Source organism: Paenibacillus urinalis (assembly GCF_028747985.1).
GTDB classification, from domain to species: Bacteria; Bacillota; Bacilli; order Paenibacillales; family Paenibacillaceae; genus Paenibacillus; species Paenibacillus urinalis.
Map to the genome: position 1 here is coordinate 4,830,275 of NZ_CP118108.1, position 14,420 is coordinate 4,844,694.

Sequence of the window (14,420 nt, forward strand, 5' to 3'; positions counted from 1 at the left end):
AGCCAACGTCAATCGGATAAAAGACAGATCCTCTTTTTAAAAAAGCTGGAGGTAAGATAAATATATCTCCTCCAGCTCTTCATGCAGTAACTATGAACGGTTTAACACCAATGTTTGACTACGCTCGGTATCTCGTTCCAACACCGGCTTCAAGTATTTACCCGTATAGGATTCTTTCACTTTTACGATTTGTTCTGGAGAACCTGTACCGATAATGGTACCGCCGCCGTCTCCGCCTTCCGGTCCCAAGTCGATAACATGGTCGACCGTCTTGATTACATCCAGATTGTGCTCGATCACAAGCACGGTTTCCCCAGAGTCAACCAATCGATGAAGCACCGTCAGGAGACGATCAATATCATCCACGTGCAGACCGGTTGTAGGCTCGTCTAAGATGTACATCGTCTTACCGGTACTGCGGCGGTACAGCTCGGATGCGAGCTTAACGCGCTGTGCCTCTCCGCCGGATAGAGTCGTTGCCGGCTGTCCAAGCTTGACGTATCCTAGACCGACATCCAGCAGGGTTTGGATTTTGCGATGAATCTTCGGAATGTTCCGGAAGAATTCCACCGCATCCTCCACCGTCATATCCAGTACTTCCGAAATGTTCTTCTCTTTATATTTAACCTCAAGTGTTTCCCGATTATACCGCTTCCCTTTGCAGACTTCACAAGGTACGTAGACGTCCGGCAGGAAGTGCATCTCGATCTTAATGATTCCATCGCCCTTACATGCCTCACATCTACCGCCTTTGATGTTGAAGCTGAAACGGCCCTTTTGGTAGCCACGAAGCTTGGCTTCATTCGTCTGAGAGTACAGGTCTCGAATATCATCAAATACACCAGTGTATGTTGCCGGGTTGGATCGAGGTGTACGGCCAATTGGAGATTGATCGATATCAATGACCTTATCAATATGCTCCAGGCCTTTCATTTCCTTATACAGTCCTGGACGCACTCTTGCCCGATTCAAATCCCGCGCCAGTGTTTTGTACAAAATCTCATTAACGAGAGTAGATTTCCCTGAACCGGATACTCCGGTAACCGCTGTAAATACGCCTAGCGGGATCTTCACATTTATGTTCTTGAGATTGTTTTCCTTCGCACCGCGAATTTCCAGCCAGCGATCATCCGTTTTCCGTCTCTCTGCAGGAACAGGGATAAACTTGCGTCCGCTGAGATAGCTGCCTGTCAGTGAATTAGGATCATCCATGACTTCCTGCGGAGTACCCTGTGATATGATCTGACCCCCGTGAATTCCGGCTCCCGGACCGATATCAATAATATAATCCGCTGCCATCATTGTATCCTCGTCATGCTCGACGACAATGAGCGTATTTCCGAGGTCACGCATATGACCCAGTGTTGCAATCAAACGGTCATTGTCCCGCTGATGCAGTCCGATGCTTGGCTCATCCAATATATATAGTACACCCATGAGACTGGAGCCGATCTGTGTCGCCAGCCGAATACGCTGTGCTTCCCCACCAGATAATGTCCCTGCAGCTCTGCTCATGGTAAGGTAATTCAGTCCGACATTTACGAGGAAGCCCAGACGGCTGTTGATCTCTTTGAGAATGAGATGGGCAATGGCCTGTTCCTTCTCGGACAGCTGCAAATTGCTGAAGAACTCCATTGCCGCTCCAATGGACAGATTAGTCACATAAGCCATGTTATTACCGTTGATGGTAACGGCCAGCACTTCTTTTTTGAGACGATGTCCTTTACATGTTCCACATGGCTTCTCGCCCATAAAGCCTTCAATAAACTCACGAATGCCTTCCGAAGCCGTATCACGATACCGCCGCTCCAGGTTGGGAATGATCCCTTCAAATACAACATAAGCTTCTTTTCTTTGACCAAAGTCATTTTCGTATCGGAAACGAATCTTCTCTCCGTTGGTCCCTCTAAGGAGCTTGTTCATCTGATCAGGTGACAGCTCGCTGACAGGAACATTCATCGAAATTCCGTAATGCTCGCATACGGAACGCAAAAATTGCGGGTAGTAGTTCGAAGTTCCCCCAGCCCAAGCTTCAAATGCACCGCCCTCGATCGACTTGCTGCGATCAGGAACAAGCAGATCAGGATCGACAATCATCTTCGTTCCCAAGCCGTCACAGTCCGGACAAGCACCAAAAGGACTGTTGAACGAGAACATTCGTGGGGACAGCTCCTCCATGCTGAATCCGCATATCGGGCAGGCATAGTTGGAGCTGAATCTCAGCTCTTCTTCTCCAATGATATCAACCAGCAGCTGACCGCCGGAAATTTTAAGTGCCGTTTCAATCGAGTCCGATAAACGCGACTGAATGTCTTCTTTCACGACGATCCGGTCCACTACGACCTCAATCGTATGCTTCTTATTCTTCTCAAGCTCAATGTTCTCCGACAGGTCACGGAGCTCGCCATCAATCCGCACCCGTACGAAGCCTTGCTTCGAAATATCTGCAAGCAGACTCTTGTGCTCACCTTTGCGACCCGAAATAACAGGAGCCAGAATCTGCAGCCTTGTCCGTTCCGGGTAGCCCATGATCCGGTCAACCATCTGCTCCACGGTCTGGGAAGTAATCTCTACACCATGTTCCGGACAATGCGGATGACCGATGCGTGCAAACAATAGACGCAAATAGTCATAAATTTCAGTAACGGTTCCTACTGTTGAGCGCGGATTGCGGCTTGTCGTTTTTTGATCTATTGAAATCGCAGGAGACAGTCCATCTATGGAATCTACATCCGGCTTCTCCATCTGCCCTAGAAACTGACGAGCATATGCAGACAATGACTCTACATATCTGCGCTGACCTTCGGCATATATCGTATCAAATGCCAGCGATGATTTACCTGATCCGCTAAGTCCGGTCAGGACGACAAAACGGTCACGCGGGATCGTTACATCGATGTTCTTCAGATTGTGCGCCCTCGCACCTTTAATGATTATATTCTCATTCGCCATATTTTCATCTCCTTAAAAGAACCCTCCTAAATCCTCCCTGACAGGGAGGACCCCAAAGGGACCTCCCTTTGGAAACCGGAAACTGGCCGGAGTAGTTGGGCTCGTGGTATTTATAGCTGGGTTGTTGTGCTTGGAACGCATTCGTTCTAGACAACCCTTCTGGTTGTCCAGAACATGCTTTCATACGAAGCGAGACCGTGAGTGGGATGCTTCGCTCCATCCCACAGGCGGACCATTGCTCTCCGAGCTCGGTCCTTGAAGGGCATTTCTGTGTGGGATGCTTCGCTCCATCCCACAGGCGGACCATTGCTCTCTGAGCTCGGTCCTTGAAGTGCATTTCTGCGTGGGATTGCTTCGCTCCATCCCACGGGCGGACCATTGCTCTCTGAGCTCGGTCCTTGAAGTGCATTTCTGTGTGGGATTGCTTCGCTTCATCCCACGGGCGGACCATTGCTCTCTGAGCTCGGTCCTTGAAGGGCATAGTTCTGTGTGGGATTGCTTCGCTCCATCCCACGGCGGACCATTGCTCTTCGAGCTCGGTCCTTGAGCTTGTTCTATTAAATTAAACAATATATCAATTTATCAATAAGTATAGCCTTTATTATCAGCTTTCAACGTTATTATAAGAAATACAATTACACGTACAGAGTACAGAAACAGCACGCTCTATATATACTCTTTAAGAAGAGAACGACCCCTCGGCCGTTCTCTTCTTTATTTTATTCAGCCTTTAATTCGAGCAGGGCATCACGCAGCTCTGCGGCGCGCTCGAACTGCAAATTCTTCGCCGCATCCTTCATTTCAGCTTCAAGACGCTGCATCAACGACTGACGATCGCGCTTCGACATCTTCTCTGCGCCGCCTGTCAGATAATCGCTCTTCGCCTCAGCCACCTTCGTCGCCTCAATAACCTCACGGATCTTCTTACGAATCGTCTGTGGGGTAATTCCATGCTCTTCATTATAAGCTACCTGAATCGTACGACGACGTTCCGTCTCCTTAATCGCCTTATCCATGGAGTCCGTAACCTTATCACCATACATAATGACTCTACCTTCGCTGTTCCGGGCTGCGCGTCCAATGGTCTGGATCAGGGAGCGTTCGGAGCGCAGGAAGCCCTCCTTGTCAGCATCCAATATAGCGACAAGCGATACTTCAGGAAGATCAAGCCCTTCCCGAAGCAGGTTAATCCCAATAAGGACGTGGAATGTTCCAAGCCTTAAATCCCTTAGGATGGACATACGTTCCAATGTCTTGATATCAGAGTGCATATATCTGACCTTAATGCCGACTTCCTTGAAGTAATCTGTCAGATCCTCTGCCATCTTCTTCGTCAGCGTCGTAACAAGCACGCGCTCATCCTTCTCAACACGATCCCGAATCTCTCCGATCAAATCATCAATCTGACCTTTGGTCGGTCTCACTTCAATGATCGGATCAAGTAGACCTGTAGGGCGGATAATCTGCTGAACCATATCCCCTTCGGTATGCTCAATCTCATAAGGTCCTGGAGTGGCAGAGACATATACAAGCTGACTTGTCTTCTTCTCGAATTCCTCAAACTGCAGCGGCCGGTTATCTAGTGCAGACGGCAAACGAAATCCGTGCTCAACGAGAACGGTCTTCCGCGCACGGTCACCGTTATACATTGCGCGAATTTGAGGCAGTGTCACATGAGACTCATCTATGACAACCAGCATATCATCTGGGAAATAGTCGAGCAGGGTATACGGCGTTGCTCCTGTCTCACGGAAGGTCAGGGGTCCAGAATAATTCTCGATGCCCGAGCAGAAGCCCACTTCCTTCATCATCTCAATATCGTATCTCGTCCGCTGCTCCAGACGCTGTGCCTCCAGCAGCTTGCCCTGCTCACGCAGTTCAGCAAGACGTTCTTCTAGTTCACGCTCAATATTGACAAGCGCAACTCTCATCGTCTCCTCACGAGTAACAAAGTGAGAGGCCGGGAATATCGCCACATGATCGCGCTCACCGATCAGCTCGCCGGTCAGTACGTCAATCTCCGTAATGCGTTCAACCTCGTCTCCAAAGAGCTCAATTCGCATGGCATGCTGATCTTTGGAAGCTGGGAAAATTTCTATTACATCACCGCGTACACGGAACGTACCCCGAACAAAATTAAGGTCATTGCGCTGATACTGGATATCAACGAGACGTGACAAAATCTCCTTGCGAGACTTCTCCATCCCTACACGGAGCGACAATAACATATTAGAATATTCAATCGGAGATCCGAGACCGTAGATGCAGGATACACTCGCAACAATGATAACGTCGCGACGCTCGAACAAAGAACTGGTCGCCGAATGCCGAAGCTTATCAATTTCTTCATTTATACTTGAATCCTTCTCAATATACGTATCGGAAGAAGGAATATAGGCTTCCGGCTGATAGTAATCGTAATAACTTACAAAGTAATCTACCGAATTGTTAGGAAAAAACTCCTTGAACTCACTTGCGAGCTGTGCCGCAAGCGTCTTGTTATGTGCAATAACAAGCGTGGGTCTGTTTAACTTCGCTATGGTCTGAGCAATGGTAAACGTCTTACCGGTACCTGTGGCACCAAGCAATGTCTGATGCCTTTTCCCTTGCCGGATTCCTTCTACCAGCTCTACAATAGCCTGCGGCTGATCCCCTTGAGGTTCAAACTCCGATACGAGTTCGAATCCTTTATTGCTCATGACAATATCGCTCATTGCCCAACCTCACCTTCATCGTCTAAAATAGTTTTACACCAGGATTATGCAAATTTCGATCTTACTCGCTAAGAAACTACAAATATCCAGATAGAATGAAGTCATCAATGTACATACTTACACACAAAAACTTCAAATCAACCTAGATATTCATGTAAGAACAGCGCATAGCAAGCAGTGCAATATCCTTATATATGTCGAGATTTACCGAAAATATAACATTCGGAAACCATTTTGTATGCTGAAATGCTTATTTCCATACCTGCAAATGAAGTGCCTCAGCCGAAATAAAAAAGAACTCATCTCAAAAAAGTGATTGTAGCTCTTCATAAGGCTGTTTCATCGGCTCTTCGTTCATGAGTTAAGCAAAAGCATTTTATAAGAATGTTTGTTCCCGTTTATTATACTCGGTTCATGTCCTGGATGCAAACAAAGAAAGCAATTGACTGGAGGGGATGATGTGATGGATATCGCGACCCTAATCGGCCTTATAGCCGGAGCTGTCGCAATTATTGGAGGATTTTTATGGGAAGGGGGACAGATAACAGGACTATTTCAGGGGACAGCTGCTCTTATCGTCTTCGGCGGTACGATTGCAGCTGTGCTCATCAGCTATCCGCTGCACCGGATCCGCACCCTGCCTGCGGGCATTAAAATGGCCTTCAAACCAAACAAGTCTGAAGTGAATGAATGGCTGGATGATATCGTGGAGATGTCTATGGTTGCAAGACGCGAGGGCGTTCTAGCTTTGGAGCAGAAGGTGGTTGACCATCCTAATGTTTTCTTAAGAGAAGGAATTCAGTTGGTCGTTGATGGAACCGATCAGCCGATCGTCCGCCAGATTATGGAGCTGGATATCGATGCCAAAGAGCAGGAGCATGATAACTATGCCAAGCTATTTGAATCTGCAGGCTCTTATGCGCCAACAATGGGGATCATCGGGACGGTCATGGGACTTATTCAGGTGCTTGGCCATCTGACAGATCCGAGTCAGCTCGGTCCATCGATCGCCGTTGCCTTTATCGCGACTTTATATGGCGTTGCCAGCGCAAATCTGATCTTCTTGCCCATCGCATCCAAGATTAGATCGAAGAGCGCAGAGGAGATCCTGGTGATGGAAATGATTCTTGAAGGTGTGCTGTCTGTACAAAATGGCGATAATGCACTACTTGTTCGTAAAAAGCTGAACACCTATATCACCTCACAGCCGAATCCATTAAGCTCAAGGAAGGATGTCACGCATGAGACAACGGAATAGGCGAACACGGAATGCAGGACGTGCGCTTTCCTCCGGCTCTCAGCATGATCGCTGGATGATCACCTATGCGGATCTCATTACGCTTCTGCTCATTTTCTTCGTGATGATGTATGCGATGAGCCGGCTTGATGCAATCAAGTATAAGGAAGTAACCAGCTCCCTGCAGAGCACCTTTCAGAGTTCAAGCGGAATTCTTGACGGAGGCACTGGTGTCATTGACCACCCCTCTGGCCAGAATGGAGACACAAGCAGCGAAGCGAACCAGCCGGGTTCGGGTGGGACCGGTTCTGAGGCTGGACTTGAGGAGGACAGTGGACCTTTGACAGAACGGGAGGTCGCCTTTCGCGAGCAGGAACAGGAGCTTCAAGACTTGATGGCCTTAATTGAGGATTACATTAGAGATCATGAGCTTGAGAATCTTATCTTTGTGGTGGACAAGCCCCAAGGGATCTCCATTACGCTCAGTGAACAATTTCTGTTCCGCACAGGGGACGCCAATTTGATGGAGGGTGCAGGACCGGTTCTCTCTCAATTAGCCAGCTTGTTCAGGGATCTTGAGACAACCATTTCAATTGAAGGGCATACCGATAACACTCCAGTGACATCTAGCTCCAAATACCGAGACAATTGGGAACTGTCCGGTGAGCGCGCACTTTCTGTACTTCGTTATTTTATTGAACAAGAAAACCTTGATCCAGATAGCTTCCAATATGCAGGATATGCCGATAACCGGCCTGCAGCAGAGAATACGACCGAAGCGGGCAGACAACAAAACCGCAGAGTTGAGATCACTGTCCTGCGCCAGCTGCAAGGCGAATGAAGCAATTTTCGTTTATAAAAAAAGAGCCTCCGCCCTGTTTTTATACAGGATAGAGGCTCTTTTATATGTCAGAGAAGCTTGTATACAGCCGTTCACTTCTCCAGGCTTATCTTATCGTGTTATAGCTCAGCGTCATTCAACTTCTATTCCTTCAAGCCTCGTGACTGAAAGGATCTGGCGCTGGCTTTTCGGTACGATGTGTATCCAGCTTCATCCCCACAATCTGAAAGAATGAGGCTGGACGCTCGTCAATAGCAAAGCCGGTATCCGGATCTGGCGCAAGTAATGCACCAAGCTGATGATGCTCTCCTTCATATATCGCACGCTGTAGAAATTTACTCTCTCCCTCGATATTGCGTACTTCTAACTTGCAAAATGCAGGATTCATTCGAAGCGCGCTGTGCAGCTCAGCCTGTGAGCTGACATGCTGTCCATTTACTCTAAAAATGACTTCGCCAGCCTGTATCCCCAGCTCCTCCGCTGGACTGCCCGGCAATACCGCCAGAACCTGAAGTCCCTGCTTAGGATGAACATACATTGGACTGCGGTTCTCTTCCTCTGACGAACTTATCCAACAAATCGCTTCCAAACCAATAAGAGCAAACAACACAGCTACCAGTGACAACGGATTCCACCATACCGACAAGAGACTCAGAACGAGCAGTATGACACCATATAGCAGAAGCCGCTTCATAGTTAGAGCTGCTTTCTCTTCTGGCAGCATGCTTTTTGTCATCTCACTGAATCCAATGATAAATGGAACAGCGTAGAGCATATACATATCGGCACCGCCGGCAAGTAACGGACTCCAGGCAAGATCTGCCCCGCTGGCAGAAGTCGTGGGCATCAGCAGCATAAGCGGCACCGGTACATAGTACTGCAGCTGATAACCGCCGACAAGCTTGCCCCTCTTCCCTTTGAAATAAACCGGGGAAGCGTTCTGCTCCTGCTGCAGCTTTATGAACATAGCTTGTGTCAGATGCAGCACCGCTGCAAGCACCAGCAGCTGAGGAATTGGCAGATCACGAATTGTAGAGACAATGGCTTCGAGGAAGCCTTGTGGCTCCCAGCTGCCAAACAGCTTAAGCAGCCATTGTACAACTCCGAGCAAACCCACTGCATATACAGCGTTCAGGTATCTAACCCGGAACAGCATTAATATAATGGAGGTCACCCATATTGCCACTACAGCCTGCGCAGTCATCTCAATGCCAAGCAATAAATAAACAACAGAAACAATAAGACCAACAAGTATACCTGTAAAAATAGCTCGCAGCGTTAACAGCGGCCACCCATGAAGACGTGTGTGGAGCAACCTTCGTTCCAGCATCCCCTGACGACGGTAACTGAGCGCTAATAATACGATGGCTATATAATAAAATGGCTGAGTCAGCAAAGCGATTAATGCATCCACGACAAGCCATAGCCATGTGATGACTTCATTCAAGTTAGCTCACGCCCCCCTCTAATTCAACTGCTGCATGCCCTCTCCACATACAAAATCCAAGTAAAAAAGAAGGCTGAACAAGCAGCCTTCTTTCATCTGTTTTTCTAATATCGACAAGAAAAACTTATTCTGAACGCTTGATGTTCGGGTCGTTTTTCTCTCTTAGTTCGACGCTGCAGAAGAGATCTCCTGCTTCATAGTGGAAACGGCCTGTTTGAGCTGCGTATCGTATGCAGGATCACCGATTCTTTCAATGAGCGCAGTCTCGAGTGCAGCTGCCGTTTCCTCATTGATATTTCCACTCACACTCAATCCTTTTGAAGTCTGGAAATCTTTGACGGCTTCTACGGTCTTATCATCATAATAACCATCCTTGCGATCCGTCTTATATCCGAGTCCCTCAAGCATCGTTTGGGCATTCTTCACGTCCGAGCTGTTCGTATCGAACTTCAATGGAAGATTATCCTTATTGATCGGCGCCACGGAGAAATAATCAGGCTGACTTACACTGATATCAGGTTCAATCCCTTTCTCGTGGATCCAATCACCGTTTGGCGTAAGCCACTTGGCAATCGTAATCTTCACAAGGCTTCCGTCACCAAGCTGACGCTCGAAGCTGGTCTGAACCGTTCCTTTACCGAAGGAATGCTCTCCTAGTAACGTTGCCCCTGCAGACTGCTGCAGTGCGCCTGCCAATATTTCAGATGCACTCGCACTTCCTTTGTTCATCAGAACACTCACCGGATAATCCTTAGATGACCCTTTGGACTCATTCGTTTCCCGAGCCCCGTTCTTGTCTTCCACTTGAACGATCAGCTCTCCAGACGGAACAAATTGCTCTGCAATATCGATAACGACAGACAGAACGCCACCCGGATTGTTACGAACGTCAATGACAAGTCCCTTCATGTTCTGACTTTCAAGCTTAGCAAGCTCCTCCTTGAATCGTTCACCTGTATTCAAAGAGAATTGGGTAATCGTAATGACGCCGACGCCATCATCCTTCATCTCCGCGTGCACGGTCTCTAGATCGATGTCATCTCGTACAATACTAAATTCTAACGGTTCAGATGAGCCTGTACGCTGAACCTGTACCTTGGCTTCGCTGCCCTTTGGTCCGCGGATCTTGGATACGGCATCATTGAGATCAAGACCTTGTAATGATTCACCGTTAACAGATAAGATCACGTCTTTAGCCCGTATTCCTGCTTTTTCAGCGGGAGAGCCTTTAATTGGAGATACCACCACAACATTACCGTCCTGTGAGGACACCTCTGCGCCAATCCCTGTAAATGAGCCTTCAATTGACTCTTCAAACTGGGCAGCCGATTCCTGACCCATGTAATTGGAATAAGGATCTCCAAGGGACTCCATCATTCCATTAATAGCGCCGTCAATCAATTTAGTACGGTCCACATCTTGATAGTAATTAGCTTCAATCAGGTCAAGTGCGGTTTCAATCTTCTGGAGTTCATTCTTCTGATTGCTGCCCGTTACACTGGCAAGCAGTCCTTCTCCACCCTGGCTGTTCAGCCCTGGGTAATTTACGACCGCGAGTGTAAGCAAGCTCCCACCCAGAAGCGCGAGAACGAACAGCAGTATAGCAGAGCGCTTCTTCATCATGAGCGTCACCGCCCTTTCTATTCCGACTTACTTGCTTTGGATGTAAATAGGATACAAGTCAACTTAGAGTCCTGCTTCATTTAAGATGAAAACAAGCTCCTTATTTACTTGTATCATATTTCGCTGAAGGATGAAACAGTCCACGTCTCTGATACGTCTCACGTTTCATCCTTGGATGAAACACTGCACGACTGTGTCACGCTCTCCATTTCATCCTAGGATGATTCAGACAGTCGGTTATATATGCGCTGCCTGATTCATCCCGGATGATTCAGACAATCGTTATATTTGCGTTGTCTGAATCATCCTAACTAAAAACCATATACCAGCAAGAGTATATGTAAAGCTTGTACGGAATATGACCAGAATAGACCTCTGCTTACAAATAATTCATCGGATTTTGTGTGCTTCCGTTGACGCGAACCTCAAAGTGCAAGTGAGGACCCGTGGAGTTTCCAGTCGAGCCGACCTCAGCAATTTTTTGGCCTCGTTTTACAGAATCACCTTCGCTCACCTTAATGCCGCCCTCACGAATGTGTCCATACAGCGTCCATAGTCCATCACCATGATCGACCATCACTGTATAACCATAACCGCTGTACCATTCTGCCATAATAACTACACCATCTTCGGCTGAATAGATGCTTGTCCCTTGCGGAGCAGCAAAGTCAGTACCCGTATGCATTTTACCAACCACACCTGTAATTGGGTGAACACGCGGGCCGTAGCCTGAAGAAATCCGTGCTCCTGAAACTGGCATTCCCAGTACACCACTTCCGCTGGAAGAGATGTTTTCACTTGAAGAACTTGAGCTTGAACTTGAGCTTGAACCAGAGCTTGTATTTGAGCTAGCTACTTTCTTCTGAGCAGCCTTTCTTGCCGCTTCTTCTGCTGCTGCCTTCGCTCTTGCCGCTGCTGCTGCCTGCTCTGCTTTGAGCTTATTTTTCTCTTGAACCAACGCTGAACGTTTGGATGCAATCTCTACCAGCATGCGATCCTGTTCTTCGCTGAGTTCACCATGCACATGAATTTCTTCCTCATAGCCTGCAATGAGGACCTGTTTCTCCTGTTCCTTGCTGTCCAGCTCTGCCTTGCGTTCTTTCTTCTGAGCATATAGACGTTTATGTTCTGCATATTGTTGTTCCAGCTCTGCCTTTTTGTCTACAACAAGCTGCTTATCTTTCTTATGTTCAACGAGTAGATTCTGATCCTGATCCACAATCATCTTCAGTGAGTCTGCACGCTCCAGAAAATCGGAAATACTTGTAGAAGACAGCAATACATCCAGATAGGAAACCGTTCCATCTGTATACATCAGACGCACACGAGATTCAAGCAGTTCCTCACGGGCTGCAATTCTTTCCTCTGCTGCTTGCAGTTCTTTCTTCGTGTTCCGCAAATTCTCTTCTGTTGTTTCAATGCGGTAAGACACGGTCGCCAGCTCATTACTTACAGCATTAATTTGTTCCATAATCGCTTCGAGATAGCCTTCTTGCTTCTGCTTGTAGTGCTCTGCTTCCTCTTTCTTCTGTTCCGCCTTCTGTTGCTGGGACTTAGCAGATTCGGACTGCTGTTCCAGCTGATTCAGCTCTTTATCAATATCGCTGATGCTCGATGCAGCGATTCCATATCCAGGACTAAGTACTGTGGCTGTAAGTAAACTTAACGCAATTGCAGTGGCCGTCTTTTTCAAGTTCGTTTCCCATCCTTCTTCATAAATATTTTATATATCAATCCATGACGAGTTATGTTCTTACTTAAGCGGCTGCCCGGTATTGGACAGCCACATCATTATATAAACTACAAACTTCTGAAACTATGAAAGCCTTACACTTTCAAAGATTTGCGAATAGACAACGTGCTTCCCAGGATACCCACGAGCATCCCCATAATGAGCAGTGCTCCGCCAAACCAGGTCCATATACTGGACAATGGTACCAGATCAAGCATCTGGATAATAATATCCTGCTGAATCGAGTTTAGCAGCTGGTTGTATCCGATAAATAGAATTGCGATCGTAATAATAGATCCAATGAATCCAATCAAGGCTCCTTCAACGAAGAACGGCCAACGGATAAAGGAGTTTGTCGCTCCTACCAGCTTCATAATGCTGATCTCCCGGCGGCGTGCCAGGATCGTTACGCGAATCGTGTTCGAGATCAAAAACATAGACATAAGTGCAAGTCCTGCTACAAAAACAACGCCGATTGTCCGGATTAGACGAGTGATCTTGAACAATGTCTCCACCGTGTCTTCTCCATAGTTCACTTTCATAATTGGCTGTTCTGGATATTCCTCATTCAGAGCTTCAATCTTCTCAGCTACAAAGCTGACGGTGCTCGGATCAATAACCTCTACCCGCAAAGTATCTGGAAGAGGATTGTTATCCTCATCGAAGCCTTCAAGCAGCTCCTGACCATCTTCTCCAAGCTCTTCTTTAAAATCAGCCAAACCTTGTTCCTTAGGAACAAATTCAATCTTGCTTACTTCTGGCATGGCTCCAATCTGGTCTTGAAGACTGTTACGCAGATCCTCATCTACGTTAAGCTGCAGGAATGTGCTGATCTCCACTTGATCATCTGCCTGATTAGCCATGGAATTGACATTCACTACGAGCAGAACGAATACACCCAGAATCAACAACGAGACAATGATCGACGTAATGGATGCAATCGACATCCAGCCGTTGCGGAATAGGCTCTTGAACCCTTCCCGCAAATGGCGCAAGAAGGTACTAAAATTCATAACCGTATTCCCCTCTCATTTCGTCTCGAACGATATGTCCCTGCTCGATAGCAATAACCCGTTTACGCATGGTGTTTACGATATCCCGGTTATGTGTTGCCATAACGATGGTTGTTCCTCGGAAATTGATTTCATCCAGCAGCTGCATAATTCCCCATGATGTCTCGGGATCAAGGTTGCCTGTAGGCTCGTCCGCAATGATGACGGAGGGATTGTTCACGATCGCCCTAGCAATCGCTATACGCTGCTGCTCCCCGCCTGACAGCTGGGTTGGCTCGCGGTCTGCCTTGTTCTTAAGGCCGACAAGATCCAGGGCTTCCATAACCCGTTTCTTAATCTGTTTCTTCGGCGCCTCGACAACCTCCATCGCAAAAGCGACATTCTCATACGCCGTCATCTTCGGAAGAAGTCTGAAATCCTGAAAAATAACGCCGATATTACGCCGAACATAAGGGATTTTGCGATGCTTCAGCTTGCCGATATTAAATCCGTTAACTGAGATCTGTCCTTTTGTCGGAATTTCTTCTCTGTAAATTAGCTTCATAAATGTCGATTTCCCCGCGCCAGACGGTCCGACAATATAAACGAATTCGTTGCGGTCGATCTTTACCGACACACCTTGCAAGGCATGTGCCCCATTCGGATAGGTCTTCCACACGTCCTGTAATTCAATCACATGATCACTTCCCGTTGCATAGTAGCCTTTATCATTTCGACACTTTCCATTGATTTCCTTTAAAATCTCGCGAATTTCATCAAGATGTTTCCCATTGTAACAAATTTGTTACCTTTTGAGTAGCTGAAAGATTTCCGCTCCCGGAACATATACATGTAAAGTGTCTGTAATCCGGGGAAACAAGA

At 47.3% G+C, this 14,420-nt stretch carries 9 protein-coding genes; 2 read left to right on the forward strand and 7 right to left on the reverse strand.

The window, feature by feature from the left end; translation table 11 throughout:
• Positions 1–90: 90 nt before the first annotated feature.
• Positions 91–2,952 carry an excinuclease ABC subunit UvrA gene (gene uvrA / locus PUW25_RS22500; protein ID WP_274338453.1) on the reverse strand — a complete coding sequence of 954 codons (2,862 nt, stop codon included), beginning with the start codon at positions 2,950–2,952 and terminating at the stop codon, positions 91–93.
• A 719-nt stretch (positions 2,953–3,671) separates the two neighbouring features.
• On the reverse strand, positions 3,672–5,666 hold the full coding sequence (gene uvrB, locus PUW25_RS22505) for an excinuclease ABC subunit UvrB (protein WP_274337553.1): 1,995 nt from the start codon (positions 5,664–5,666) through the stop codon (positions 3,672–3,674).
• A 463-nt stretch (positions 5,667–6,129) separates the two neighbouring features.
• Between uvrB and PUW25_RS22510 the strand changes: the two genes are divergently transcribed.
• Together PUW25_RS22510 and PUW25_RS22515 are read left to right on the forward strand one after the other, a co-directional pair.
• Positions 6,130–6,924 carry a flagellar motor protein gene (locus PUW25_RS22510; protein ID WP_274338239.1) on the forward strand — a complete coding sequence of 265 codons (795 nt, stop codon included), beginning with the start codon at positions 6,130–6,132 and terminating at the stop codon, positions 6,922–6,924.
• Complete coding sequence (locus PUW25_RS22515; RefSeq protein ID WP_274337555.1) at positions 6,908–7,744, forward strand: flagellar motor protein MotB; 837 nt, start codon at positions 6,908–6,910, stop codon at positions 7,742–7,744. The genes PUW25_RS22510 and PUW25_RS22515 overlap by 17 nt, the downstream gene beginning before the upstream one ends.
• Positions 7,745–7,895: 151 nt before the next feature.
• Here the strand turns inward: PUW25_RS22515 and PUW25_RS22520 are convergent, their stop codons facing one another.
• The 5 genes from PUW25_RS22520 to ftsE form a co-directional block, all read right to left on the reverse strand.
• The gene (locus PUW25_RS22520; protein ID WP_274337557.1) at positions 7,896–9,191 is read right to left on the reverse strand and encodes a PDZ domain-containing protein; all 1,296 of its coding nucleotides are present in this window, start codon (positions 9,189–9,191) and stop codon (positions 7,896–7,898) included.
• Between the two features lie 162 nt (positions 9,192–9,353).
• Positions 9,354–10,814, reverse strand: a complete 1,461-nt coding sequence (locus PUW25_RS22525) for a S41 family peptidase (protein ID WP_274337559.1) — start codon at positions 10,812–10,814, stop codon at positions 9,354–9,356.
• A 379-nt stretch (positions 10,815–11,193) separates the two neighbouring features.
• The gene (locus PUW25_RS22530) at positions 11,194–12,507 is read right to left on the reverse strand and encodes a murein hydrolase activator EnvC family protein (protein WP_274337560.1); all 1,314 of its coding nucleotides are present in this window, start codon (positions 12,505–12,507) and stop codon (positions 11,194–11,196) included.
• 134 nt (positions 12,508–12,641) lie between these two features.
• The gene (gene ftsX, locus PUW25_RS22535; RefSeq protein WP_274337562.1) at positions 12,642–13,559 is read right to left on the reverse strand and encodes a permease-like cell division protein FtsX; all 918 of its coding nucleotides are present in this window, start codon (positions 13,557–13,559) and stop codon (positions 12,642–12,644) included.
• The gene (gene ftsE, locus PUW25_RS22540) at positions 13,549–14,235 is read right to left on the reverse strand and encodes a cell division ATP-binding protein FtsE (protein WP_274337564.1); all 687 of its coding nucleotides are present in this window, start codon (positions 14,233–14,235) and stop codon (positions 13,549–13,551) included. Before ftsE ends, ftsX begins: the two co-directional genes overlap by 11 nt.
• Positions 14,236–14,420: the final 185 nt, after the last annotated feature.